The organism is Paenibacillus konkukensis (assembly GCF_023523925.1).
In the GTDB taxonomy this organism is placed as follows: domain Bacteria; phylum Bacillota; class Bacilli; order Paenibacillales; family NBRC-103111; genus Paenibacillus_S; species Paenibacillus_S doosanensis.
On the sequence record NZ_CP027059.1, the window covers coordinates 4,738,280 to 4,765,000 of the forward strand.

Annotated in this window: 24 protein-coding genes, 1 other RNA gene and 1 pseudogene (1 of these 26 running past the window's edge); 20 read left to right on the top strand and 6 right to left on the bottom strand. The window is 53.6% G+C overall.

Features of this window, described 5'->3' with window-relative positions; genetic code table 11:
* Positions 1–58 precede the first annotated feature (58 nt).
* Together SK3146_RS20545 and SK3146_RS20550 are read right to left on the bottom strand one after the other, a co-directional pair.
* Positions 59–601 (bottom strand): hypothetical protein, encoded by a 543-nt coding sequence (locus SK3146_RS20545; protein ID WP_249860574.1) that lies wholly within the window; start codon positions 599–601, stop codon positions 59–61.
* 190 nt (positions 602–791) lie between these two features.
* Entirely contained in the window at positions 792–2,783 is a 1,992-nt protein-coding gene (locus SK3146_RS20550; RefSeq protein ID WP_249866383.1) for a transglycosylase domain-containing protein, read from the bottom strand.
* Between the two features lie 441 nt (positions 2,784–3,224).
* Between SK3146_RS20550 and speE the strand changes: the two genes are divergently transcribed.
* Positions 3,225–4,052 carry a polyamine aminopropyltransferase gene (gene speE / locus SK3146_RS20555; protein WP_249860575.1) on the top strand — a complete coding sequence of 276 codons (828 nt, stop codon included), beginning with the start codon at positions 3,225–3,227 and terminating at the stop codon, positions 4,050–4,052.
* A 39-nt stretch (positions 4,053–4,091) separates the two neighbouring features.
* Positions 4,092–4,961, top strand: a complete 870-nt coding sequence (gene speB / locus SK3146_RS20560; protein WP_249860576.1) for an agmatinase — start codon at positions 4,092–4,094, stop codon at positions 4,959–4,961.
* 922 nt (positions 4,962–5,883) lie between these two features.
* On the opposite strand, the gene SK3146_RS20565 is transcribed toward speB, so the two are convergent.
* From SK3146_RS20565 to SK3146_RS20575, 3 genes are all read right to left on the bottom strand, one after another.
* A complete protein-coding gene (locus tag SK3146_RS20565; protein ID WP_249860577.1) occupies positions 5,884–7,164 on the bottom strand; it encodes an IS110 family RNA-guided transposase in 1,281 nt (426 codons plus the stop codon).
* A gap of 281 nt (positions 7,165–7,445) precedes the next feature.
* On the bottom strand, positions 7,446–8,306 hold the full coding sequence (locus tag SK3146_RS20570) for a metallophosphoesterase (RefSeq protein WP_249860578.1): 861 nt from the start codon (positions 8,304–8,306) through the stop codon (positions 7,446–7,448).
* Positions 8,307–8,381: 75 nt separating this feature from the next.
* The gene (locus tag SK3146_RS20575; RefSeq protein ID WP_249860579.1) at positions 8,382–9,212 is read right to left on the bottom strand and encodes an AraC family transcriptional regulator; all 831 of its coding nucleotides are present in this window, start codon (positions 9,210–9,212) and stop codon (positions 8,382–8,384) included.
* Between the two features lie 128 nt (positions 9,213–9,340).
* Between SK3146_RS20575 and SK3146_RS20580 the strand changes: the two genes are divergently transcribed.
* Together SK3146_RS20580 and SK3146_RS20585 are read left to right on the top strand one after the other, a co-directional pair.
* Positions 9,341–11,371, top strand: coding sequence for a beta-galactosidase (locus tag SK3146_RS20580; RefSeq protein ID WP_249860580.1), 2,031 nt, complete (start codon positions 9,341–9,343; stop codon positions 11,369–11,371).
* Positions 11,372–11,430: 59 nt separating this feature from the next.
* The gene (locus SK3146_RS20585; protein WP_249860581.1) at positions 11,431–11,853 is read left to right on the top strand and encodes a YwiB family protein; all 423 of its coding nucleotides are present in this window, start codon (positions 11,431–11,433) and stop codon (positions 11,851–11,853) included.
* 51 nt (positions 11,854–11,904) lie between these two features.
* On the opposite strand, the gene SK3146_RS20590 is transcribed toward SK3146_RS20585, so the two are convergent.
* A complete protein-coding gene (locus SK3146_RS20590) occupies positions 11,905–13,086 on the bottom strand; it encodes a S8 family peptidase (protein ID WP_249860582.1) in 1,182 nt (393 codons plus the stop codon).
* A gap of 382 nt (positions 13,087–13,468) precedes the next feature.
* On the opposite strand from SK3146_RS20590, the gene rpoE reads away from it, so the two are divergent.
* The 16 genes and pseudogenes from rpoE to SK3146_RS20670 all read left to right on the top strand — a co-directional run.
* The gene (gene rpoE, locus SK3146_RS20595; RefSeq protein ID WP_249860583.1) at positions 13,469–14,053 is read left to right on the top strand and encodes a DNA-directed RNA polymerase subunit delta; all 585 of its coding nucleotides are present in this window, start codon (positions 13,469–13,471) and stop codon (positions 14,051–14,053) included.
* Between the two features lie 261 nt (positions 14,054–14,314).
* Positions 14,315–15,916, top strand: a complete 1,602-nt coding sequence (locus SK3146_RS20600; protein WP_249860584.1) for a CTP synthase — start codon at positions 14,315–14,317, stop codon at positions 15,914–15,916.
* Positions 15,917–16,124: 208 nt separating this feature from the next.
* Entirely contained in the window at positions 16,125–16,517 is a 393-nt protein-coding gene (locus tag SK3146_RS20605; RefSeq protein WP_249860585.1) for a response regulator, read from the top strand.
* A gap of 171 nt (positions 16,518–16,688) precedes the next feature.
* A pseudogene (locus tag SK3146_RS20610) lies at positions 16,689–17,018 on the top strand (class II fructose-bisphosphate aldolase); the annotation flags it as partial.
* Between the two features lie 89 nt (positions 17,019–17,107).
* Positions 17,108–18,361 carry a UDP-N-acetylglucosamine 1-carboxyvinyltransferase gene (locus SK3146_RS20615; RefSeq protein WP_249860586.1) on the top strand — a complete coding sequence of 418 codons (1,254 nt, stop codon included), beginning with the start codon at positions 17,108–17,110 and terminating at the stop codon, positions 18,359–18,361.
* A 104-nt stretch (positions 18,362–18,465) separates the two neighbouring features.
* Positions 18,466–19,776, top strand: coding sequence for a transcription termination factor Rho (rho, locus tag SK3146_RS20620; protein WP_249860587.1), 1,311 nt, complete (start codon positions 18,466–18,468; stop codon positions 19,774–19,776).
* 25 nt (positions 19,777–19,801) lie between these two features.
* Positions 19,802–21,070 carry a radical SAM family protein gene (locus tag SK3146_RS20625; RefSeq protein WP_249860588.1) on the top strand — a complete coding sequence of 423 codons (1,269 nt, stop codon included), beginning with the start codon at positions 19,802–19,804 and terminating at the stop codon, positions 21,068–21,070.
* Between the two features lie 83 nt (positions 21,071–21,153).
* Complete coding sequence (gene rpmE, locus SK3146_RS20630) at positions 21,154–21,351, top strand: 50S ribosomal protein L31 (RefSeq protein ID WP_079911082.1); 198 nt, start codon at positions 21,154–21,156, stop codon at positions 21,349–21,351.
* A gap of 133 nt (positions 21,352–21,484) precedes the next feature.
* On the top strand, positions 21,485–21,877 hold the full coding sequence (locus SK3146_RS20635) for a hypothetical protein (protein ID WP_434006807.1): 393 nt from the start codon (positions 21,485–21,487) through the stop codon (positions 21,875–21,877).
* Positions 21,878–21,924: 47 nt separating this feature from the next.
* An RNA gene (ffs, locus tag SK3146_RS20640) (signal recognition particle sRNA large type) lies at positions 21,925–22,188 on the top strand.
* A 169-nt stretch (positions 22,189–22,357) separates the two neighbouring features.
* The gene (locus SK3146_RS20645; RefSeq protein WP_249860589.1) at positions 22,358–23,419 is read left to right on the top strand and encodes an ATP-binding protein; all 1,062 of its coding nucleotides are present in this window, start codon (positions 22,358–22,360) and stop codon (positions 23,417–23,419) included.
* Between the two features lie 66 nt (positions 23,420–23,485).
* Positions 23,486–25,225 (top strand): DNA polymerase III subunit gamma/tau, encoded by a 1,740-nt coding sequence (gene dnaX, locus SK3146_RS20650; protein WP_249860590.1) that lies wholly within the window; start codon positions 23,486–23,488, stop codon positions 25,223–25,225.
* A gap of 18 nt (positions 25,226–25,243) precedes the next feature.
* Positions 25,244–25,555, top strand: coding sequence for a YbaB/EbfC family nucleoid-associated protein (locus tag SK3146_RS20655; RefSeq protein ID WP_249860591.1), 312 nt, complete (start codon positions 25,244–25,246; stop codon positions 25,553–25,555).
* Between the two features lie 39 nt (positions 25,556–25,594).
* Entirely contained in the window at positions 25,595–26,191 is a 597-nt protein-coding gene (gene recR, locus SK3146_RS20660) for a recombination mediator RecR (RefSeq protein WP_249860592.1), read from the top strand.
* A gap of 155 nt (positions 26,192–26,346) precedes the next feature.
* A complete protein-coding gene (locus SK3146_RS20665; protein ID WP_249860593.1) occupies positions 26,347–26,622 on the top strand; it encodes a DUF2508 family protein in 276 nt (91 codons plus the stop codon).
* Positions 26,622–26,721 carry the start of a pro-sigmaK processing inhibitor BofA family protein gene (locus tag SK3146_RS20670; RefSeq protein WP_249860594.1) on the top strand. Its footprint extends 170 nt past the window's final position, so 100 of the gene's 270 nt are visible here — the first part of the coding sequence; the start codon lies at positions 26,622–26,624; the stop codon falls past the right edge of the window. Before SK3146_RS20665 ends, SK3146_RS20670 begins: the two co-directional genes overlap by 1 nt.

The following is a 26,721-nucleotide window of genomic DNA, read 5'->3' on the forward strand; positions in this document are numbered from 1 at the left end:
ATTATTGCCTGTCTCGGCAAAGGAGTACGATGATCGGAAAGATAGTGCGTTCCCGAGCTTATCTTGGTGCGTCAGGTCGCAGCCGCAGCCGTTCCAGCTCGGCGCGGATGCGGTCCGGGAGCGGCTCTTCGAGCAGAAGCCGCAGCGCCTCCCGGTCCGCTCCGTGTTCACGTAAATAAGCGAGCAGCAGCGCGGCTTTGGATTGCCGTCCCATCAGGGCATAAGCGACGGCCCATACTTCCGGGCTGCCGATGCGGATGCCATGCCAGACGGCGCTCGTTAGAACGGGCAGGCGGACCACCCCCGAGTCGCTGTGGACGGCGAAGCGGCCGATAATGTCGAAGGGCGGGGCGCTGTCCGGGATGGACAAGCGGCATTCGCTGGCAAACGGATAGTCCCCGCTCGGCGCGACAATGCAGGAAAAATCCTGCAGGGCAGCAGTAAGTTCTTCCTGCGACGCTTCCGTCGTAAAGTCCCAATCGTTCACCTTATCCGCGAGCCCTAGGCTGCATAGCAGGCCGCTGCCGCCGGAGGCATAGGCGATGCCGGAGCTCTCCAGGCGATCGGCGACGGCCCGGACGGAGGATAAGCGGATGTTCATAAGCAGAAGCCTCCTTCGGTGGGCGTTCTTGGTGCCAAAGACAACCAAGCCGCACCGATGAAGGATGCGGCTTGGAATGCTGCGCGCCAAGTGTATATTACCAGAATAAGGGGGACGAGGCGGGATTTCAAGCGGTTCATGAAGAAGGGCGGCCGCTTAAATTAAACTAAGCGGTCCGCCCAAAGGCATTCTAATCGTTCCACCAGCGCTTCAAATCTTCCCACCAAGTGCCGTTGCCCTTCGGTTTCGCCGGTTTGGCGCTGTCCTGCTTCTGCTCCGTGCAGTAAGCGGTCGGCTGAGTCCCTTCGACGAAAGCCTCCATCCGGGAATTGGGGCAATCGCTGTTCGCCAGCTTGCCGGTGGCCGGATCGATATACACGTTAGCGACCCCGTCCGGGATCGGGAACAGCTTCGGCGGCACCGACTCCAGCGCTTTTTCCGTGAACTCGGCAAAGATCGGCGCGGCCAGATGAGATTCCACGGCATTGATCTGCCGCCCTTTGTCGTAGCCGACCCAGACGGCGGTGGACAGCTCGGGCGTGTAGCCGACGAGCCAAGCGTCCGTATCGGTCGTCCCCGTCTTGCCGGCAACCGGACGTTTTAACACCGAGGAGACGCGGCTGCCGGTGCCGCCGTTTTCAAACACGCTTTCCATCAGCTGGGTCATGACGTACGTGTACGGCGGCTCGATCACCTGTTCCTTGGCCGGATTGGCTTCGTAGAGAATTTTGCCCCGGCTGTCCTCGATGCGCACGATGACTGTCGGCTCCACTCGCAGCCCTTGATTGGCGAAGATGCCGAAGGCCGAGGCCATCTCATAAGGGCTTACGGGGAACGTGCCGAGCGCCAGCGAGGGCAGCGGCTGCATCGGACTGTTGATCCCCATCTTGCGGGCCATCGCGATGACATTGTCCGGCCCGACGTCGAGAATCGTATGAACCGCGAAGATGTTATCCGACTTGGCGATCGCCTGCCGCAGATCGATCCAGTCGTAATATTTGTTGTCGAAGTTGCTTGGCGTGTATGTCTTTCGACCGCTGTCGTAGGTGAAGGTAGTCGGCTCGCTCTTGAACTGTGTAAGCGGCGTGTACTGCTTCTGCTGCAGCGCTGTGACGTACATGATCGGCTTGAACGACGAGCCGGGCTGCCGGGTGTTGCTCAGCGCCCGGTTGAACTGATTCTCATTGTAATTGCGTCCTCCCACCATCGCTTTGACATAGCCGCTGCGCGGATCGACGGCGACCAAGGCGGCCTGCAGATCGTTGTAGCCGCTAAGCTGCGAGGACACGGTTTCTTCAGCGATCTTTTGTGCGGCCGCGTCGAGCGTCGTATAAATTTTTAGCCCGCTGTCGTCGAACTGATCCTCGTCGATGCCGAGCAATTCGGTCGCTGTGCTGCGCACGTAGTCGCGAAAGTAGCCGGCGATGGCCGGTTTCTTCGGCTCGAGCGGCAGTATGTTCAGCGGCTCCTTGGCCGCTTGATCCGCCTGCTGCTGCGTGATGTCGCCGGTGGCCACCATCGTCTGAAGCACGGTCTCCTGCCGGTCTTTGGAGCTTTTCAGATCGTAGTAGGGAGAGTAGTAGCGCGGCCCTTTGGGGATGCCGGCCAGCATGGCGCTCTCGGCCAAAGTCAGGTCTTTGGCGTCCTTGCCGAAGAACAGCTTCGAAGCCGCTTCGATCCCGTAAGTGGAGTGACCGTAATAAATCTGGTTCAAGTATTCCTCGAGAATTTGGTCCTTGGTCATGTGCAGCTCCATCTGCACCGCATAATACGTCTCCTTCACCTTCCTCGACCAGGTGCGCTCGTGCGACAAGTAGAGATTGCGCGCGAGCTGCTGCGTAATTGTGCCCGCCCCTTGAACCTTAGCCATATGCTGCAGGTTAACGACGGCGGCTCGTGCGATGCCGCGAAGGTCGAAGCCGTAGTGATGATAGAAGTTGCGGTCCTCGATCGCGAGCGTCGCATGAATGAGATCGGGAGAAATGTCCGCAAGCGGCACGGGCTGCATGTTCTTGCCGTCGTTCAGCGTCTCTATGACTTCTCCGTGGATGTCGTACATTTCCGTAGCGGGCCCCATCTTCGATACGGGGAGCGCTTGGGAGCGCATATATAAGAGCAGGATAAAGATGACGGCTACGCATAAAATAATAGATGAAAACATGAGAGAAGCCGTCGTTTTCATTTTGCGGAACCAAGGAAATACGTCGGGTTCGGCGGCCCGGTTCTTTTTCGCGTCGGACACGTTCATCCATCCTTTCGTTATGTATTTCAAACAACCGCTTATTTTCCAGTATGGAAAAACATAGAAAGCGATATTCACTTTGGCGCCGTTCTAAGGTTAATTTTTTTTGAACATCCCGATTTTGGCCTTGCATGTATTTGCATTTTCGGACGGATACACTATAATACAATTTGATACAAAAGCGAGTGGTGCATAGCGCAAAAATCCGAATCGTTTGGGACTGCACAAGCACGGCTTGCCGGCGTAATCTCCAGCCACGAACTTACGATAAAACATGGCGAAAAAAGCTCCGAGATCGCTCACTTTTTATGGAAAGGCCTCGCTTGAGGCAGTCTTATTACAATATAGAACGGCATGATAAGGAAGGAAGGGTGATTGCTTATGGAATTATGGTACACGGAGAAGCAAACCGAGAAATTCGGCATTACGGCGAAAATTAGCCGGACGCTGGTAACGGAGAAAACCGACTTTCAGGATCTCGCGATGATCGATACGGAACAGTTCGGGCGCATGCTCGTACTGGATGGTATGGTCATGACCACGGTGAAAGATGAATTCGTCTACCACGAAATGGTTGCTCATCCGGCTCTTTATACGCATCCGAATCCTAAGCATGTGCTTGTTGTCGGCGGCGGCGACGGCGGCGTCATCCGCGAAGTGCTGAAGCATCCGGAAGTCGAGAAGGCGGTTCTGGTCGAGATCGACGGCAAAGTCATCGAGTACTCCAAGCAATATTTGCCTGAAATTGCGGGCGAGCTGGACAACCCCCGCGTCGAAGTGATCGTCAATGACGGGTATATGCATATCCATGACCATAAAAATACATACGACGTCATTATGGTCGACTCGACGGAGCCTGTGGGCCCGGCCGTAGAATTGTTTACCCGGGGATTTTACCAAGGCATCTTCGAAGCGCTGAAGGATGACGGCATCTTCGTCGCCCAAACGGACAACCCTTGGTTCAAAGCCGATTTGATCCAGACGGTAAACCGCGACGTGAAAGAAATTTTCCCTATCGTACGCGTCTACTGCGCGAACATTCCGACGTATCCGAGCGGCCTGTGGACCTTCACGCTGGGCAGCAAAAAATACGATCCGCTGCAAGTCGACGAAACGAACATTCCGGACATCGATACGAAATACTATACGCCAAGATTGCATAAAGCGGCGTTCGTGCTCCCTAAATTTGTAGAAGATTTGTGCAAATAAGCCAGTTTCATCCAATATTGTATTAAGGAAGTGTCAATTATGCGTTTGGATCAAGCCTATTCCGGCAACGTGTTTATATTAAGCTCGGACAATTACGAAGCGTCCCGCGCGGTCATTTACGGGATGCCGATGGACTTCACCGTCAGCTTCCGTCCCGGTTCCCGGTTCGGCCCGGCCCGTATCCGCGAAGTATCCATCGGTCTTGAAGAATACAGCCCTTATTTGGACAAAAGCTTGGAGGATATCACGTTCTTCGATGCGGGCGATCTGCTGCTGCCGTTCGGCAACGCGGCCCGGAGCTTGGAGATTATCGGAGAATACGTGCGCGGTCTGCTGAACGACGGCAAGTTCCCGCTCGGTCTCGGCGGCGAGCATCTGGTTTCGTGGCCGGTATTCCGCGAGGTTTACGCCAAATATCCGGATTTGGCGATCGTTCACTTCGACGCTCACGCCGATTTGCGCGAGCAGTACGAAGGCGAGCCGTTGTCGCACTCGACGCCGCTGCGCAAGGCCGCGGGCCTTATCGGCGGCAAAAACGTTTACCAATTCGGCATTCGCTCCGGTTCCCGGGAAGAATTCCGCTATGCCCGCGAGAACATCAACTTCCACCCGTTCGAAGTGCTGGAGCCTTTGAAAAAAGTACTGCCTGAGCTGGCCGGTCGTCCGATTTATTTGACGATCGACATCGACGTGCTCGATCCTTCCTGCGCGCCGGGTACCGGCACGGCGGAAGCGGGCGGCATTACGTCGAAGGAGCTGCTTGCGGCGATTCATGCGATGGCCGGCGCTGGCTTGAATGTCGTCGGCGCGGACGTTGTAGAGGTGGCTCCTGCCTACGATCCTACGGAACAAACCCAGATCGTAGCGGCGAAGCTGATTCGTGAAATTTTGCTCGGACTTGTTAAATAATGGATTTATTATAAAAGGACAGCTTCCTTGCCTCTGTACATCGGTTCAGAGGAGGGAAGCTGTCTTTATTTGTTGTTTAGGAAATGATGCGCAGCAATTTCCTGTGGATATCCGGTGGCTCCCCGAAAGTAATGTCTACCCATAGAACGATCCCAGAGGAATGGTTAGACGCCGATCCAGCTTAGGCTGGATGCGGACGGAATAAGCTTCAGAGCATCACGTCACTACCCTGGAAATTACTCTTGGTACCCCATTTCCATTGTCTGTGGTGCCGCGTCGGCGGCATGGATGGCTTTTGGAGGATTTGTTCCGTGATATCATTTAGTGAATTTCGGGGCTGCTCTAAAAGGGGGGTGAAAAAGTCCGCTGCGGCGCCCATGTGATCTTCCAATCGGATTTTTTGATGGTTATTTCCTTTTTTCATGTTCGCAGCGTTTGGAATCCGGCTGCAAGCTAGGTTTCATCTGCGAAAATGGCGCTTACATAGCTCCGAATCGCTTTCTATGGAGGATTTGCCAACAAAATAGCTGCATCTGTGTCCGTCCCTCGTAATTAGGGGATAATCTCACGAATGCTCACTCATTCGCAGGATTTCTATTGTATTGGATGTCGGTGAAGTTTGGAATGTAGGGATTCTGGCCCATCTCATTGGCTAATAGGCATGCAGGAACAGAGGCAGCGTTCATAACGCTTCCAGTTTTACCCTATTGTGCACTACTCCACTTTGCCTCTGGAGGTTCACCCTCCCATGACTCAACGGGTCTTCGCCCTTACATTCCTTCGTTACACCTGTCCAAAGGTGTGGAGACCGATAGCGTTTACTTGACGGGTCATTGCCCTGACGGACACAGAATTCGGTTCACTGTGCATCCATGATTTGAAATCCTGCAAATGAGTCAATACTCGTTTCTGCTAGGAGACTTTAGGCTGCAGGGATGGCCGCTTCGTGTGCGGAACGGTATTCTTCTCCTCTTTGAACCATACCGATCGTGATGCGTGCCCATTTTCCAATTAACTTAAAGATTGATGCCTGCTTCTTCATCCCCTTCGCTACGTTGTGTTCATGCCATCGCTTGAAATCTTCATTGTATCGAACGAGATTGAGCACGCCCAGGAACAAATATTTACGCAGCATGCTGTCTCCGCGCTTGGAAAGCTTGATTTGTCCTTTGAACTTGCCGGAGGTGCACTCTGCCAGATTCAGACCGGCCCGCCTGAGCAACTGCCGACCATGCGAGTACAAGCGAAGGTCGCCTGCACAACCCAGGAGGGCTGCAAGGGTAATCGTCCCCAGCCCGCGAATACTTTGCAATTGCTGCGCCAACGGCATGTCACCCACGAGGGCCTCTATTTCCCGCTGGATTTCATCGAGTCTCTGAAGGGACTGTTTATACGCATCCAACAACCGCTTGATATCTCGACGCGCTTCTTCCGGCACTCGCTTGTCACCGATGCTGCGTGCGGCCAAAGATAACAGCTCCAGCGCCTTCGCTCTCCCGCTAACGCCTGAGGCCCGTTTCATGCCTTGTTCTTTCCAGCCTGCAATGACCTGCTCTACCGTTAGCCCTTGAAGGTCACCAGGTAGCGCAAACGCGCCGAGCGTCGCCAGCGCACGAGGGACGGTCCAATCTTTGAATACCAGTCTGAACTCAGGGAAGTACAAATCGATCCACCGGACGATGCGGTTACCTAAACGTGTGGCATCCTTCGACCAGAACTCGCGGTCGCTCATGATGGTTTTGATCCGTTCAAAGGCAGTCCCTCGGGGAAGGTAGTCCGTGTAGAAGCCCCGGCTCACCACATCAGCAATGGTGAGTGCATCTTTTGGATCGTTTTTGGAAGGACTGTTGTCCCGATTTTCCTTGTTGCGGTGCGTCGTGACGGGGTTGACCAGCACGACGTCAACGCTCTGCTCGAGCAGCCAGTTGGCAAGATTGAACCAATAGTGCCCCGTGGGCTCCATGCCGACGAGAAGCGAAGACAAGCCGTGTTTAGCTTGTGCTTCTTGAATCCACCGGAGAAATCGTTTAAACCCCTCCCGTGAGTTGGGAAACGACAGGTGACGTGAAGTCAGAGAGCGACCGCGAAAATCCGTCAATTGGGCTACGTGGCTATCTTTCGCGATGTCGACTCCCACCACCGCATGGTGTGGGGTTATACGGTCGATTCGTTGATTTATAGTGGCATTTCGGTTAAACTTCATAATAAGACGCCTCCTGATGGGTTTTTAGGGCCTTGACCCGTGACACCCCCATCATACGAGGCGTCCCTGTTTTTGTCCAAGGCCAAATATTAGCCTCTACAGGAATGTTTGCGGGTGTACTGCGCCACTGAAGGGGCGCCGACCGCGCATCCGAAAGCATCTTCCGATCGCTCTAGCCCGTGAAACGGGCGAAATCCGGGACAAAGGCGACCGCTTTGCTTCTCCAGATTGCTCTCGCTGCTGAGTCCGCTTTTTCACCAGGCTTCTAAAGCGAGCGAAGCTTATCCCCGGTGAAGCGTAAAGACGGTCAGCTCGGGCCGGCAGCAGAAGCGAACGGGATAGACCGACACGCCGATTCCGCGGTTCGTGTACACCTGCAGCTTGCCGTCGCCCAAGACGTATAGTCCGTCGACATACTTTTGCCCGTAGGTCGGCGTAACGATATGACCGTAGAAGGGCAGGCGCACCTGGCCGCCATGGCTGTGCCCCGACAGCTGCAAATCGACCGGATGCTGCAATGCGATGTCGGCGAAGTCCGGGCAATGCGACAGCAGCAGTACGCATTCGTCCGCCGGGACGCCTCGCAGCGCCGCGGGCAGATCCGGTTGTCCGTCCCACATATCGTCGACGCCGCTGAGCCATAGACGGTCGCCGCCCCGTTGCAGCACGGTGGAACGATTGATTAGCACATCGAAGCCGCCATCCTTCATCACCTGCACGACTTGCTTCGTTTGCCTTCCGTAGTAGTCGTGATTGCCGAGAACCGCCGCTTTACCGAACGGGGCCTGCAGGCGCGAGAGCTCGCGTACGGTGGCGGGGCCGTCCGAGCCGATGGCATAATCGTATAAATCCCCGGTGAAGACGATCAGATCGGGGCTGTGGGACTGGATCGTATCGACCAATCCGGCGAGTTGGTCTGTCGTATAATGGAAGCCCAGATGGACATCGCTGAACTGGACGATCTTGATGCGGTCGAAGGCCGGAGGGAGCCGCTTCAGCGAAAGGGCTACCTGGTTGACGCGTAGCCAGCCGGGCTCTGCGTACCGGGCGTAGCCGTAACCGGCGACGGACGCGGCGGTCAGACCGGCCAGCGCGGAGACGGTTTTTTTCAGAAACGACCGTCGGCTTAAGTTCGATGCCATTGGAATGGATTCACTCTCCCTTACAGTCATTTTAGCAAGAATAAGGGACAGACGCCCGAATCCGGCAATGAGTTGCTAGAGCAAGCGGTGAATTTTGCGAAAATGGTTCGGCGTAACGCCTTCCTGCTGTTTGAACAGCTTAATGAAATAGCTGCTGTCTTCGTAGCCGACCCGCCCGGCCACCTCGCGCACCCCCAGCTCGGGCCGCTGCAGCAGAAGCTCTTTGGCTTTGCGCAGCCGATAGCGCGTCAAGTAAGCGATGGGACGAAGCCCGAGCGCTTGCTGGAACAGCAGGCACGTATGCTGCGGCGTCACTCTCAGCCGCTCGGCGAGCTGCTGCAGGCTGATCGGCTCGTGGTAATGCTCCTCGATATAGAGAAAGGCGGGGGCGAGCTGTTCCGCATGCTGTTTCTTGGTGCGAACCTCGGAGCGGGAGGCGTACAAAAACAAGTCCAGCAGCAGCTGATAGCCGATTGCGGAGCATTCCGCACCACGCAGCGGATCGGCGGATTGGAGCAAGGATACAATCGTATTGATTTTATTCAATGTTGCGTCGGGATGGGTGACATACAGTACGGTCGAAGCGTCCAGATGCATCGAAGCGAGCAGCTCGGCCATATGCGCCCCGTTGAATGTAACCCACTTGACGGTCCAGGGCTGGCGCACGGGAGCGTAGCCGTGGCGTTCGTTCGGGAGCAGGAACATGCCTTGGCCCGGGTTTACGGTGTGCAGCTTACCGCCGACATCGACCTGGCCCGAGCCGCTGACCGTTTGAATCCATTGATAATCCGGGAACCCTTTTTCCCGCAGCATCGGCTCCTGATTGCGCCAGCCTCCGGCATTCGTAATGTAGATGGGAAACCGCAGGTCCATCTCCGTAATGACTCCGAACACATTGTAATCCATGATGCATCGCCCCGCTTTGGTATGGATATGAATATCTTCATATTAACAAGAAAATGATTCGATTGAAAAGGGGATGGAGATGGTCGTATCCTATGCATATGATCTGATTTTACAGAGGAGGGCCTAGTATGTCCGTTTCCAAAAATGTCAAACTGCCGCATCTGTTTTACGGTGGCGATTACAATCCGGAGCAGTGGCCGGAGGAAGTGTGGAAAGACGATATGCGGCTGATGAAGAAAGCCGGAGTCAACATCGTGAGCATCGGCATCTTTAGCTGGGCCGTCCTGCAGCCCGGACCGGACTCGTACGATTTCGCCTGGATGGACCGGCTGATGGACTTGCTGGCGGAGAGCGGCATTATGGCCGACCTGGCGACGGCTACCGCATCGCCTCCGGCATGGATGGCCAAGCTGCATTCGGAATCGCTGCCGGTGGACGAGAACGGAGCCCGCTACGCACAAGGCTCCCGCCAGCACTATTGCCCGAACAGCAAGGCGTTCCGGCTGTACGGCCAGCGTCTCGTGCGCAAGCTCGCGGAGCGGTACAAGGACCATCCGGCGCTGGCGATGTGGCATATTAACAATGAATATGCGTGCCATATTTCCCGCTGCTTCTGCGACGAGTGCACGCGCGAGTTCCGGGTGTGGCTGGAGAAGCGGTACGGCACGCTGGACGAGCTCAACGCCCGCTGGGGCACGAACTTCTGGAGCCAGAAGTATTACGGCTGGGATGAAATCGGTCTGCCCGGCAAAACGCCGACCTATGCAAATCCGGGACAGCAGCTCGACTATATGCGCTTCATGTCCGACAGCCTGCTGGACGCTTATCTCGGCGAGTATCGCATCTTGAAGGAGATTACGCCGGAGCTGCCTATCATGACGAATTTGATGGGAGCTTTCAAGCCGCTGGACCAATTCGAGTGGGCCAAGCATATGGATGTGATTACTTGGGACAGCTATCCGGAGCCGACCGCGGGAATCCCGGTATTCGCCGCCATGCAGCATGATTTGATGCGCGGGCTGAAAGCCGGACAGCCGTTCATTCTGATGGAGCAGGTGACGAGTCAGGTGAACTGGCGCCAGCAAAATCCGCTGAAGCGTCCGGGGGTCATGCGCCTGTGGAGCTATCAGACGATTGCCCACGGAGGCGACGGCGTTATGTTCTTCCAGTGGCGCCAATCGAAAGCGGGCGCGGAGAAATTCCACGGGGCGATGGTGACGCATACCGGCGACGAGAACAGCCGCATTTACCGCGAGGTGGAGCAGCTCGGCCAAGAGCTAAGACGATTGGATGCGCTTGTCGACGCACGAGTCGAGGCGGAAGTGGCCATCATCTTCGATTGGCATAACTGGTGGGCGCTGGAGCTTGATTCCAAGCCGAGCCGCGACGTCTTATATTTGGAGCAGATCAAGCAGTATTACAAGGCGCTGTTCGAGCGCAATGTCGGCGTCGATTTCGTGCGGCCTGACGCCGATTTGAGCCGCTACAAGCTGGTGCTTGCTCCCGCGCTGTACATGATCGCGCCGGGCGTTCAAGCGAATTTGGAGGCGTACGTCCAAGGCGGCGGCACGCTGCTTACGACTTTCTTTAGCGGCATCGTCGACGAGAATGACCGCATCCATCTGGGCGGCTATCCGGCTCCGCTGAGGAAGCTTCTTGGCCTCTGCGTCGAGGAATTCGACCCGATGCTGCCGGGACAGACGAACGGGATCTCGGTATCCGGCTTCGGGGATCTGCGCGGCGAATTCGCCTGCAATTTATGGGCCGACTTGATCCGGCTGGAGGGGGCGCAGCCGATCGCTGCCTTCACCTCGGACTTCTTCGCCGGTTCTCCGGCGGTGACGCGGCATACGTTCGGGCAAGGGAAGGCTTACTATGTCGGAACGCAGGCCGAAGCCGGCTTTACGTCCGGTCTGATCGGCGCGATTCTCGGCGAGGCGGGCGTGCAAGCCCCGCTTGAAGCTCCCGCCGGCGTTGAGCTGAGCGTACGCCGCGGCGCGGACGGAGCGCGGTACTTGTTCGCGCTCAATCATAACGCTTCCGCCGTGCAGGCCGAGCTGCCGGAAGGCCGGTTCGCCGACCTGATCAGCGGCCGCGAGCTCGCCGGTTCCCTGGAGCTGGCGCCGAACGAGGTCGTCATTTTGCAGAAGCGGCAATAAGCGGATTGAAAAAGACCGCTCCTTTCGTTACACTTTTGGTGTGACAGGAGGAGCGGAACATGAATCGGAATATGGATACGAAGCGGCCGGTCAAGGTGTCCATCGAAAGCTTGATGGACGGTCAATCGGTCCGTCAGCAGGCGGAGGGAGACTTGTACCTGAAGGGCGGCCGCTATTATTTGCGTTATAACGAAGAAGATCCCGAGATGAAAGGGACCGTCACGACGATGAAGCTGGAAGAAACGCGGATCTGGATCGCACGCAGCGGCAGCGTTCGTTCGGAGCAGACGTTCGTCGTGGGGCAGCGCTGCCGGGGCTCGTACGAAACTCCGCAAGGCAGCCTGGAGCTGCATACGGTCACGAGCTCGATGTCGGCCGAGCTGTCGGAAGGACTGGGCACCGTGGAATGGAGCTACGAACTGTTTGTCCAAGGCGAGCCTACGGGCGTCTTCCGCCTTCGCCTTACGATAGCGGAGCGGTAAAAGCTTGGCGCAGCCGGCGTTATAAAGAGCAAAAAGGCTTCAAGCAGCCGCTTAACCGCCGCTTGAGGCCTTTTTGCTTACGGCGCCGACAGCTCTCAGCGCGTTAACCTCTTTAATTCCGAGCCCCGACTTGCTGGCTTTGAGGATCATTTTAGCGTTTTTCTTGATGAGCGATTTCACCTGCCCGGGCTTTAATCCCGGCTTGCGGGCCAGCATCAGCGCGATGACCCCGGTCACATGAGAGGTGGCCATCGAGGTGCCGCTCAGCTCGTGGTATTTGCCGCGGAGCCAGGTTGAATATACCTTTTCTCCGGGGGCGTAGATGTCGATCTTTCTGCTGATGTTGCTGAACGGGGCGATATAGCCGCGGCGGGTGGTTGCGCCGACCGCGATAACCTGGCGCAGTCTGGCCGGGTAATCGATGCCCGCTTTTTTGCCTTCGTTGCCAGAGGAAGCCACAACGATGACGCCGGAATCGTGGGCGTTGCGAATAGCCGATTCCAGCGCCTTGCTGTATGATTTCATCCCGAAGCTCATATTGATAATATGGAGCTGGTTTCTGACGCACCAGTCGATCCCGTTAATAATATCGGAGACATAGGCGCTTCCCTGGTGGTCGAACGCCTTCACCGGATGGATAAGCGCCTGCGGCGCGACGCCGACAATGCCTCGCTGCTTGCTGGACGCGGCGATCGTACCGGCGATATGCGTGCCGTGGCCGTTATCGTCATTGGGCATCAAGTAACGGTTGAGCAGATTTACGCCGTACGACAGACAATTGCGCAGGTCCGGGTGCGTATAGTCGGCCCCGGTATCGATGACCCCGATATGAATCCGATCTCCTCTGGATTTGCTCCAGGCCTGCGGGGCCCGAATATGCTTAATGCCCCACGGAATACTTGGAGCTTCGCTGATGGATTTGCCGTTGGGCGGCTGAATGGCGGTAGTCGCTTTATGCGCGTGTACCGTCATACGGATATCGGTTTCTATGGATTGAACCCATGGGATGTCTTGGAGAAGCCCGGGATTTTGCAGCGTACAGGAAAACGCTTGGATGATTTGGAGCGGTTGAACGTGTTCCAGACGGGGCCATGCCGCTTTCAGACGGTCGATATGGTGAAGACATTCCGAATAATAGTCCTTGTCGGTGAAGCGGATAATATGCTTGCAATCGGCGTTCTCGGCGCCTGCCATGGCTTGATGAAGCCACTCTACGAACGTGGATGGTTTCATTAGCGGATCGTCCTCCCCCCATGTGAGGCCTGGAATCAACACTTTTCAATATGGTATGTGGGGATACGTCCGGCGGCTTGTGCACCTAACCTTTATGAAAATAATTGGGTCATCACCCGTGTCATTAATGGAAAACGCACATACGATAAATAGAGAGAGTCATGCGATTCTCTCCGGTGTGTATAAGGGCTGGGAAGGCGAGCAAGCTCACGTCTCCGGCGGATACAGTCAAAGGCGAAGGTACCCTCCTTCGCTTCTTTCTTTTTTTACGGGCTTGTGCAGACTCCTAGTTGCTTTTTTATATAAAATAAGGTTTACTAAATGAGTATAATGGATATTATGAGTTAGGACTCTTGTAAAACGTTCGAAGGGATGTGCTTGGATGAGTGCACAGTACACTCTCAAGGTCGGTGCGGAGCAGGCTAAAGAAATGCCGATGGTCGATCTTGCATTTGAATTGCTGAAAGCGGCTAATACGCCTTTTTATTACCGGGATCTAATGGCGGAAATCGCCAAAATTAAAGGCCTCTCTGAAGACGATGTCATGCAGGTTATCGCTCAACTATATACGGAGATCAACATTGACGGCAGGTTCGCTTGCGTCGGAACCAACTTGTGGGGATTGAAGCGCTGGTATCCGGTGGAGAAGTCCGAGGATGCGGTTGGCAGCGGCAAACGTCCGCGGATCATCAACGACGAGGACGACGATATGGACGAAGAAGACTTGTACGCAGAGGAAGAGGACGTATTTACCGAAGAGGAGGATTACGACTCCTTCGATAAGGTTCGCGACGAAGACGACTTCGATTCCGAAGAAGAGGCTGAGGAAGACTCCGAGTTCTTCGAAGAGGAAGAAATAGAAGAAGAGGAGCTGGAAGACGCCGACTTGGAAGAAGAGCTGGACGAGGATTCGGAAGAGTCCGAAGAGGAAGAATTCGAAGACGAAGAGGAAGAAGAAGAGAAATAAATCCAAATGTCCCCTTCACTTGACAGCGATCACCCAATCAGAGTAAACTATTTTTTGGGCTTTTGAAAAGTACGTATCATGACGTATGTCTTGAATATAAAGTGCCCCGCGCAAGTCGGGGCGCTTTTTTTCTTTTTTTCGGGGGATTTTTCGGTGGGGCCGCTCAAGCGAAGCCGCGGGGAGATTTTGCTCCGGCGCGCCCTTTTTCCGTTTATGGGAACTGATTTCGCGCAATACTATCATTAATTGGAGGTTACATACATGACCAAGTATATTTTCGTCACAGGAGGCGTCGTTTCCTCGCTCGGCAAGGGGATTACAGCCGCTTCGCTCGGAAGACTGCTTAAAAATCGGGGTCTGAAGGTTACCATTCAAAAATTCGATCCTTACATCAACGTAGACCCGGGGACGATGAGTCCTTACCAGCACGGCGAAGTGTTCGTTACCGACGACGGCGCTGAAACCGATTTGGATCTGGGTCACTATGAACGTTTTATCGATATTAATCTGTCCAAGAACAGCAACGTAACGACCGGCAAAATTTATTCCTCCGTCATCACCAAAGAACGCCGCGGCGAATATTTGGGCGGTACGGTACAGGTAATCCCGCATATTACCAATGAAATTAAAGACCGCGTTTTTCGCGCGGGACGCGAAGCGCAATCCGATGTGGTCATTACCGAAATCGGCGGTACGGTAGGCGATATCGAGAGCCTGCCGTTTATCGAGGCGATTCGCCAAATCAAGAGCGACATCGGACGCGAGAATGTGATGTACATTCACGTTACGCTTATTCCTTATTTGAAAGCGGCCGGAGAAGTGAAGACGAAGCCGACCCAGCACAGCGTCAAGGAGCTGCGCAGCATCGGCATTCAGCCTCATGTGGTCGTATGCCGCACGGAGCATCCGCTCTCCGACGATATGAAGCGCAAGCTGGCGCTGTTCTGCGACATTGACGAAGGGGCCGTTGTGGAATGTCTGGACGCCGATACTTTGTACGAAGTGCCGATGATGCTCCGCGAGCAAGGGCTTGACGATATCGTTGTCAACCACCTGAAGCTGACGACCAACGAGCCGGATATGTCCGAATGGGAAAGCCTTGTAGAGCGCGTCAAATCGCTCAAGTATACGACGGAAATCGCCATTGTAGGTAAATATGTCGCTCTTCACGACGCTTATTTGAGCATTGTCGAAGCGCTGGGCCACGCGGGGATCGACAGCAACACCGAGATCAAAATCCGCTGGGTCAACGCCGAGGAAGTATACGATCATAATGTGGCCGAGCTGCTTGAAGGCGTGCAAGGCATTCTCGTGCCGGGAGGCTTCGGCGACCGCGGGATCGAAGGGAAAGTCTCCGCGATCCGCTATGCGAGAGAGAACAAGATTCCGTTCTTCGGCATTTGCCTCGGGATGCAGGTGGCCGTTGTGGAGTATGCGCGTTCCGTGCTGAAGCTTGAAGGAGCCAACAGCTCCGAAATTAATCCTACGACGCCTTATCCGGTCATCGACCTGCTGCCTGAGCAGAAGGATATCGAGGATCTGGGCGGCACGATGCGTCTTGGCTTGTATCCTTGCAAATTGACCGAAGGGTCGCTGGCCATGAGCTGCTACGATGACGAGCTGGTATACGAGAGACACCGTCACCGTTACGAATTCAATAACCAGTACCGCGACATGCTGGAAGGAGCGGGGCTGAAAATTACAGGCACATCGCCTGACGGCCGTCTGGTTGAGATTATCGAATGTCCGGACCATCCTTGGTTCCTGGCGGTGCAGTTCCATCCGGAATTTACTTCCCGTCCGAACCGGCCGCAAGCGTTGTTCAAGCATTTTGTCAAAGCAGCCTTTCAAATGAACAATTAGTCATAAATCGCCCGCTGCCCGCATAAGCGTTAATCAACGCCGTGAAGCGCTTGTTCTTCAGAAACTTCTTTTTTTGTAAAACTTTTCAACTTTCCGTAAAATGAAGCAGGAATATCGGTATTTGTAGCGAATTTATCTTCTTGTTATGACAGATGGACAGGACGGAATTCCGACAAACACACGAAAGCGGAATGAGGAGGTTACCGTATTGAAAAAGAAGTTGCTCATTGTTGATGATCAGAACGGTATTCGAATCTTGTTGATGGAAGTTTTCAGCAGCGAAGGATATGAAACGTATCAAGCGTCCAACGGAAAGCTCGCTTTGGAAATCGTCAGAACGGCTTCCCCCGATCTCGTGCTTTTGGATATGAAAATTCCCGGCATGGACGGTTTGGACATCTTAAAGCACATCAAGAGCATTGATCCTTCGATTAAGGTCATCATGATGACAGCTTACGGAGAGCTGGACATGATCAAAGAGGCGACAGACTTGGGAGCGATCATGCATTTTACAAAGCCGTTTGATATTGACGAGCTCCGCCATGCGGTTAACAACCAGCTAAGGCTTACGGGCAGCGGTTCATATGCAGTGGGGTCCTGATTATCAGGATCTCTTTTTTTTGACCTCAGAACGCGGCCCTTTGAAAAAACGCCACGGCTTGGTTATCATTTCAATCCGGATATGTTATAATAACGCAGTATGACGGTAAACGCGGAATTCGCACCTGGAATCGATCCATAAACACGGGAGTGAGCATCGCATTCGAAGGCAATCCGTTTGGATATTATCGAGAAACTGTCCAGCGCCATTCCCGTTCCTGTCGTCCTTCGCGGCGGCTCCGGCGTTCCCGACGAAATGATTAGGAAATCGATCGCTGCAGGGGTAGGCAAAATCAACGTTAACACGGAAAATCAACTGGCATATACCGATGCGACGATTCACAAAATGCTAACTAAGGTGCAAAAGTATACGATCCCCGTAAATACCTCACTCCTGCCCGCAAAGCCATGATAGAAGTGGTTAAATCCAAAAAATTAATGGTTCGGATGCTCCAACCAAAGCTTAGAATGCGTCACTCCAAGAAATGTGGTTAAACTGTAATTCCTTAATATACGTTTCGATGTCTCGAATAATGTTTGTTTTCGCTTGTTTATCGCTTTAAAGCAGTCACGTGAGAGGAAGAGGGACGAATGGAGAAATTGATGGTCGCCGGCGGCCGTCCGTTACGCGGGACGGTTCAGATTAGCGGAGCGAAGAACAGCGCAATCGCTTTGATCCCGGCCGCTATTTTATCGGAAACGACGGTAACGCTGGACAACTTGCCGATTCTGAGCGATGTCGCCATTTATACGGAATTGCTCGAAGAGCTTGGGGCAACGGTCGATTGGAAGCAGGATCAAATGGTCATCGACCCTAGCTGTCTTCGGTCCAAGCCGATGCCTAACGGCAATGTGAAGAAATTGCGGGCTTCTTATTATTTGATGGGAGCGCTGCTGGGGCGTTTTGGAGAAGCCACTATCGGGCTGCCGGGGGGATGCAATTTTGAGCCTCGTCCGATCGATCAGCATATCAAAGGGTTCGAGGCGCTTGGAGCGCAAGTCAGTACGGAGAATGGAGCCTTACATATTCGAGCTAAGGAACTTCGCGGAGCCAAGATTTATCTCGATGTGGTCAGCGTTGGAGCCACGATCAACATTATGCTGGCGGCTTCGCGCGCGAAAGGCGTCACTTTGATTGAAAATGCGGCCAAAGAGCCTGAAATTATAGATGTCGCTACATTGCTTAACTCTATGGGAGCCCGGATTAAAGGGGCGGGAACCGAAACGATTCGCGTCGAAGGCGTCGATTCCATGCACGGCTGCCGCCATTCGATTATTCCCGACCGGATTCAGGCGGGCACTTATATGATAGCTGCGGCGGCGACGCGCGGCGATGTGATTGTCGATAACGTCATTCCGAAGCATATGGAAGCTCTGACGGCCAAGCTGCAGGAGATGGGCGTTCATATATATGAAATGGACGAATCGATCCGGGTCGTGGGACAGCCGGCGTACGAGAGCGTCGATGTCAAAGCGCTGGTGTACCCGGGATTTGCCACCGATTTGCAATCGCCTATGAGCAGCTTGTTAACGCAGACTCAAGGCGTCAGCATATTGACGGATTACGTATACAGCAACCGGTTCAAACACGTTCCGGAGCTGCTGCGCATGGGAGCCAAGATCAAAGTGGAAGGCCGCTCGGCCGTGATTGAAGGCAGCCCCCTGAGCGCGGCCAAGGTGAAGGCGACCGATCTTCGCGCCGGCGCGGCGCTGGTCATCGCCGGTCTGACCGTAGCGAATGGAATTACGGAAATTACCGGCGTCGAATACATCGATCGCGGTTACGATCATCTGGTGACGAATCTATCAAATCTGGGCGCCGAAGTTTGGCGCAAGCTGGAGTAGCTTGTTCGTATAGACCGCCCCGATTTGGGCAAAGCTAGAACATAAACTTATTGCTAGAGTATATTTACAAGCCTTGAAAATTTAATAGTTTGGTGGTTGAAATTATGGATATGCATCTAGCGCAACTAGAGGCACTGAAATTAACGGAGCTTTACCAATTGGCGAAGAAGCATCAAATTCCTTATTACGGCCAATTGAAGAAGAAAGAACTTATTTTTGCCATCTTAAGAGCACAGGCGGAAAAAGGCGGGCTTATGTTTATGGAGGGCGTCCTGGAAATTCTTCAGGATGGCTTCGGCTTCTTAAGACCGATCAACTACTTGCCGAGCTCGGAGGATATTTACATCTCCGCGTCGCAAATACGCAAATTCGATTTGCGGTCCGGCGATCTGGTATCCGGCAAATGCCGTCCGCCTAAAGAGAACGAACGATATTTCGGACTGCTTCACGTCGAAGCGGTCAATGGTGAAGACCCTGTTACAGCTGCGGAACGACTGCACTTTCCAGCTTTGACTCCTCTTTATCCGCAAAAGAAAATCGTCTTGGAAACATCCCCTACGCATTATTCCACTCGTCTTATGGATTTATTGGCTCCCGTAGGATTGGGGCAGCGCGGTTTGATCGTAGCTCCCCCGAAAGCAGGCAAAACGTTATTGCTTAAGGAAATCGCCAACAGCATCTCTACGAACTACCCGGATATCGAGCTGTTCGTGCTGCTGATTGACGAACGTCCGGAGGAAGTGACGGATATGCAGCGTTCCGTCAAAGGCGAGGTCGTCGCTTCTACGTTCGACGAGCTTCCCGAGAATCATATTAAGGTGGCGGAGCTGGTGCTGGAGCGCGCTCAGCGTCTTGTCGAGCATAAGAAGGACGTTGTCATTTTGCTCGATAGCATTACGCGGCTCGCCCGCGCATACAACCTTGTCGTGCCGCCGACGGGACGCACATTGTCCGGGGGGATCGATCCGGGGGCGTTTCACCGGCCCAAGCGGTTTTTCGGCGCAGCCCGCAACATCGAGGAAGGCGGCAGCTTGACCATTTTGGCGACTGCGCTGATCGAAACGGGATCGCGCATGGACGATGTCATTTATGAGGAATTTAAAGGTACGGGCAATTTGGAGCTGCATTTGGACCGGAAATTGGCCGAACGCAGAATTTTCCCGGCGATCGATATACGCCGTTCGGGTACGCGTCGCGAAGAGATGCTCCTGACCAAAGAAGAGCTGGATAAAGTATGGGCGATCCGCAAAGGCATGAACGATTCCCACGAGTACTTGGAAGCGTTCCTGAAGAAGCTCGCCGATTCCAAAACCAATCAAGAGTTTCTGGACATGTTGGAAAAAACAGGCGGCAACGGTTCCTCTTCGTCCTCCTCATCGCCTTCTTCCAAAAGAGTGAAGAACTCCGCGTCGTAATTCAACAGGAAGGAGCTTTGGACCGATGAACTTGTTATACGCCGACCGGGACGGGAACGTATTCGATCATCCCGATTACGTTGCTCTCGGCCGTAATGGAGAAATGGTTACCGATATTATGGAAGACGAGCTCATTCCGCTTCCGGAAGGGGCTACGCTCGTCAGCTTGCCTCATACCCGACCGGTCGGTCTGAACGCCGCCACCGGGAAGATGGAGATTGTTCCGGGGGATGTGTCCGCCGTCGGGGCGCTGCTTCCGCAAGGCTTTACCCGGCTTCTTATTCCGGGTTACGTGAAGACGGACAAGAGCCAGCTGCTGCCCTTATTCGGTTATACGGCCGCCGTCTGGAAAGACGGACGGTTCTATGCAGCGGCTCATCCCAGCGACGATCCGGAGCGGTGGAATCCGCGCAATTGCGATCCGAACGAGCTTGAGCTGCAGGTTCAGCATCTGCTTGAGAAATACGGCGATAATCGCCTGTATCAGCATTTGTCCAACTGTGCGCTGGGTTACGAATGCCTTACCGCATCCAACACGTTTTTGAATCGCTGGGAAGGCGCGGTGCCGGTGTCGTTCTCCTGTAACGCCGGCTGCTTCGGCTGCATCTCCGAACAGCCCGACGACAGCGGCTTTCCCGCCCCGCAGACGCGGATGAACTTCAAGCCGACCGTAGAAGAAGTCGTGCAGGTTATGCTGGAGCATCTGAAGACGCCGGAGAGCATTATTAGTTTCGGACAAGGCTGCGAAGGAGAGCCTTCGACACAGGCCCCTACGATTATTAAGGCGATACGTGAAGTGCGCGAGCAGACGAGCATGGGGTATATTAATATTAATACGAACGCCGGGCTTACCGACCATATCCGCGGAATCGTCGACGCCGGACTCGATTTGATGCGCGTAAGCACGATCAGCGCGCTGGACGATCACTACAACGCCTACTACAAGCCGCGCGGATATACGCTCAAAAATGTGGAGAAGTCTCTACGTTACGCCGCCGACCATGGAGTCTATACGTCGATCAATTACTTGATCTTCCCGGGCGTTACCGACCGCGAAGAAGAAATCGAGGCCATGATCGAGTTTGTGCGCCGCACCGATCTCAAATTGATCCAGCTGCGCAATTTGAATATTGACCCGGAAAGCTATTTGAACCTGATTCCGAAGCCTCAGGGAGAGCTGTACGGAATGAAGCAAATGCTGGAGATTTTCCGGGAGGAATTGCCTGGCGTCGTGCTTGGTTCGTACACGCATGTTCCAGATTTGGTAACTAACAGAAACCACTTGCAACGATAATGGACGACATGATATAATGCCGTCATGTGTGTATTTGATAACTCTGATTCACATGGTGTTTCAGGGCAAAAGAGGTGAAAGAAATGAAAGAAGCAATCCATCCTACGTACCATAACACAACGGTTACTTGCGCTTGCGGCAATACGTTCGAAACAGGTTCCATTAAGCAGAATCTGCGCGTAGAGATTTGTTCCGCTTGCCATCCGTTCTTCACTGGCAAACAAAAATTTGTTGATGCCGGCGGTCGCGTTGATAAATTCAAAAAGAAATACGGCATCTAAGTTTCATGCCTGTTTCCAGACGTCTTACAGCATAAACAAGCCTCCTGAGGCCATCCTAAGGACAAAGTGGCACGGTCGATTTCGACATTTGCCGCTATATTGTTCTTAAGAATGGTTTCAGGAGGTGTTTTTGTTGATGAGACCGAAATTCGCGCTGCCGCTGCTGCTCGGAGCTGCGCTTGCCGTGACCGGCGCTGCCTGCCAGAAACAGGACGGCGTAACTAAAGCCAAGTCGTATTCGCGCGACGGCCTTTTGGGTATGACCGAAGTCAATCCGAACATGCCGATGAGCCCGACTTACCACACGTATATGGACGATGCCCGCGTTATGAAAGCAACCGTCGCTCAGGTAGCTCATGTGACGGATTCGACGATTATCATTAACGGCCCTAATGCGACGGTCAATTTGAAGGTTCCGGCCGGCTTGTCCGACGAAGAGACGGCTAGGATCGAACAGGACGCTCGGGACAAGCTGAGCAAAGCAATGCCGCGCTATACGGTGAAAGTTTCCGTATCCCGCAAATAATCCCGGTGGGTTGCTATTTCTGCAGGAATCGTCTATACTTATCTTTGCCGTGCTAGACGGGGAGGTAGCGGTGCCCTGTAACCCGCAATCCGCTGTAGCGGGGTCGATCGCCATCATGCGGTATTACGATGTAAGGTTTGGGTTTTAGAATTGGTGTTGAGAGTCGGGTCCTTCGCAATGGATGCGTGTGAATCCGGTCAGGTCCGGAAGGAAGCAGCCGTAAGCATGAGGTTCCATGTGCCGAAGGGTGGCCTTGCTTGAGCCAAGTCTAAAAATTCCGCTTGGATCGTAATATCAAGGTTGGTGCACGGTATAATTTTATCTTAAATAATGTACACGTGAACATCGTTTAAGCCTCGAAAAAGGCTATAAAACGGTGTTTTTTTGTGCTTACAGAAGGAAAATGAAAAATTTAGGAGAATTGTATACTAAAGTTAACTAGGACTGTTTTTGCACTGGGTATAGTTAGGAGGTGGCACGTTGCAGCGGGGGTTAAATTTGCTACAGCAATTTGCCGGAGCATTTTTGCAAGATGTCAATCTGGGAGTCATACTTATAGACACAGAGTTCCAACTGATTGATATCAGTGACATGGCGTGCCGTGTGCTCGGCTTGGAGAAGAAGAAGGTGCTTGGGCAGCCTATGGAGCATATATTTGCTACGCTGCCGGCAGAGCATCAGCTCGTCCGGCGCAACATATTGGACGGCATGGTCGTTCGCAATCATGCGCTGTCATGGACGAACAATCAGGAGCGCTACGAGCTGCTGCTCGATTCCAACGTATTGCGGGACGAGAGCGATCAAATTGCGGGCGCATACATTATTTTCAAGGATGTAACGAATCTCCGTTCATTGGAGGAGCAGGTTCAGCGCAGCGACCGGCTGGCTATGATCGGACAGATCGCGGCCGGAACCGCTCATGAAATCCGCAATCCCCTGACCTCTATTAAGGGCTTTTTGCAGGTGCTGCGCAGGACGCTGCAAGAGCAAGGGATGGAACGCGAATGCGGATATACCGAAGTGATGCTGACCGAGATGAACCGGATCAATGAGCTAGTCAACGAATTTTTACTGCTGAGCAAGCCGAAGAACGTAACGTACGCATCCGTCGATTTATCGCAGGTTGTGCGCGACATTATGCCGATTATTAATAACGAGGCTATTCTTCACGGGGTTATCGTCCAATGCGACATATCGGATCGGCTGCCCCGGATCATAGCGGATAGGGAGATGTTGAAACAAGTCTTCTTGAATATTTGCAAAAATGGCATAGAGGCCATGGGGGACGGAGGCCATTTAACGATAACCGAAAGGGTGGATAATGAAGAGCGCAAGGTCAACATTGATATTCACGATACGGGTCCGGGTATCCCGCTATTTGTCATTGATAAAATCTTTGATCCGTTCTTTACGACGAAGGAAGAAGGAACGGGACTCGGCTTATCCATCTGCCAGCGCATTATCCATGATATAGGCGGGCATATTCGCGTTTCCTCCAAAGGATACGGAACGACCTTCACGCTTAGCATCCCGTTTCCGTAAGCACTTCATTTGTGCCGCTCAAGTGTAGTATAATAGACTGGATAAACCATCGTTGGAGAGGAAGCTATGGCACATATCGCATTATACCGAACGTGGAGACCGCAGGCTTTCCGGGAAATTGTAGGGCAGAAGCACATTGTTCAAACCTTGCAAAATTCGCTTCGCGAGGGGCGGTTTACTCATGCGTATTTGTTTAACGGGCCGCGGGGGACGGGGAAGACGAGTGCTGCCAAAATTTTGGCTAAGGCCGTCAATTGTTTGAAGGGTCCCGCCGAGGAACCGTGCAACGAGTGCGCCAATTGCATCCGTATTACGGAAGGCGCGGTTATGGATGTGGTGGAGATCGACGCCGCCTCCAATCGGGGTGTTGAGGAAATCCGCGACATTCGTGATAAGGTGAAATACGCTCCTACCGAAGTTCGGCACAAAGTGTATATTATCGACGAGGTTCACATGCTGACGACGGAGGCTTTCAACGCGCTGCTCAAAACGTTGGAAGAGCCGCCTGCTCACGTGATGTTCATTTTGGCCACGACGGAGCCGCATAAAATACCGGCCACGATTATTTCGCGGTGTCAACGCTTTGATTTTCGCCGCGTTTCCTTGGACGAACAAGTCGAGCGGCTTCGCGAAGTTTGCCGGGAAGAGAACATCGAGGCGGAAGAAGAGGCTATCCGCTTTATTGCGAGATTGTCCGACGGCGGCATGCGCGACGCGCTCAGCCTGCTGGATCAGATCATGGCGTTCTCGGGCAAAACGATCGCCTACGACGATGTCGTAGCGATTACCGGCGGGATGGCCGGAGATCAGTTCGAGAAGCTGGTGCATGCCGTAAAACGCAGAGATGTAGGCGCCGTGCTCAAGCTGGTCGACGATTTCATGCAGGAAGGCAAAAGCGCGGATAAATGCATGGAGAGTTTGCTTTATTACTTCCGCGACCTGTTAATGGTCAAGATGGTGCCCGGCTCGCAAGCCGTCACCGACCGCATTATAGATATTAAGCCGTTTGCCGAAGTGGCCGAATCGTTTACCACCCAGGAGCTCATTTCCATGATCGATACGCTGAATTATTATCAGACGGAAATGAAATATTCGGTGCAGCCGCAAACGCTGCTCGAAGTGGCCCTTATGAAGCTGTGCAGCACGCAAGGCGGCGAAGCTTCGGAAGCGGGCGGCGCCAGGGCAGCGGAACCTGCCCCTGACGGACTCATCAACCAGTTGAAAGGCCGGATTCAACGGCTGGAAGAGCAGCTCTCCCAGCTGTTGAAGCAGGGAGTTGCTCCCGCTGCTCCGAATTCGTTCGGAGGCGGCGGCGCATCGGGCGCGAGACCGGCCTCTGCGCCGGTTGCCATTAAAAAAATCGAGAAGCTGGACGGTTATCTCGAGGGGAAAGACACGGACGAGACTCGCGAGGCTTTGCAGCGGTGGAGCCAAGTGCTGGGACGGGTCAAAGAGCAAAAAATTACGATCCATGCCTGGCTTGTAGACGGAGAACCTGTATCCGTGTCCGGCGGCAATCTGCTGGTTGCTTTTAAAAGCTCGATGCATCGGGAAACGACGGAAAAGCCCGCGAATAAACAGTTGATCGAGCAAGTGATGAACGACGTTCTTGGCACGCCGCTTCATCTCGTGACTATCATGATGAAGGACTGGAAGGCGGCGGCGGAACAGGCGAAGCCTGCCGAAGCGGCCAAGGAGGAGCTGAAGCTCGTTGCCGAGGACGAACCTAATGCGGTCAAGGAAGAATGGATTCATGAAGCCATCCAAATGTTTGGCGAAGACCTGGTAAAAATAAAAGAAGATTAAGATAAGGAGCGGATCATAATGAACAACATGAACCAAATGATGAAGCAAGTGAAGAAAATGCAGGAGCAAATGCTGAAGACGCAGGAAGAGCTTGCGCAAAAAACGATAGAAGGCTCCGCCGGCGGCGGTGTCGTTACCGTGACGGTTAACGGCCAAAAAAAAGTGACCAATATCGTCATCAAACCGGAAGCGGTAGACCCGGACGATGTTGAAATGCTGCAGGATCTCGTATTGACGGCGATCAACGATGCTATGACCAAAGCGGAAGAAATGGCGAACAAGGAAATGTCCCGTTTGACCGGCGGCATGAATATTCCCGGCTTGTTCTAAACCCGGCACTTAATTTGAAAGCATAAGGAGCTACCTCGTTTGTTTTATCCCGAACCGTTAGCTAAACTGATCGACGCCTTCTCCCGTTTGCCCGGTATCGGGCCTAAAACGGCGGCGCGGCTTGCTTTTCACGTGCTGAGAATGAAGGAAGACGATTGCATCGATTTTGCCAAAGCGCTAGTCAATGTCAAGCGGAATTTGCATTATTGTTCCGTATGCTGCAACATTACGGATACCGATCCTTGCCGGATTTGCCAAGACAAAACAAGGGATCGCTCGGTGATTTGCGTAGTCCAGGAACCCAAAGATTTGGTCGCTATGGAGCGGACCAGGGAGTTCAACGGGTATTACCATGTCCTGCACGGCGCCATTTCGCCGATGGAGGGAATCGGCCCCGATGAAATCCGGATTGCCGATCTATTGAAGCGACTATCCGATGAACGGGTACAGGAGCTTATTTTGGCAACGAACCCTAACATCGAAGGGGAAGCGACGGCGATGTATTTGTCCCGGCTGGTGCGCCCTTTCGGTTTGAAGGTGACCCGGATCGCACACGGGCTTCCTGTTGGGGGAGATCTGGAATACGCCGATGAAGTCACGCTGACCAAAGCGCTGGAAGGGCGCAGAGAGCTGTAATCTGTCTAAATAATTGAAGCCGCATTGTGGGATGTAATTGTTCCGGTGCGGCTTTTTTTGCCGTTGCTTGGAAGTGTGGTGAAAAAACTCCGGTTCTATCGAAGCGGCCTCTACTATATGTATAGAGTATAGGACAAACTTCGGGAGGGATCGGTATGAAGCTTTGGAAAATAATATCCCGCAGGAACCGGCGTGAACGCGAACTCGTTAAAAACGACGGCTTGCAGCTGCTGCTGGAAATCGATAAAGCGCATAAAGAATGGGTTACCGCGCAGCATCGGCTGGATTATGTGCTGGAGAAGGAGCAAATCGATTATGCGGTGTATGCTTTGGAGGCAGCCGAGAAACGGTTTGAGATGCTGATTAAACAAGCGAAGCAAATGAATCTATCGGCGATGGACGTGTACAGAACAAGGGCGGTGGAAGGGTAATGACGAAGCAATATTTGTTGTGGGGCATTCTGATCGTATCCGGATTGCTGCTAGCCATAACGCTGTTCAGGCATAAGCACGCTTTCCAATGGATCGGGT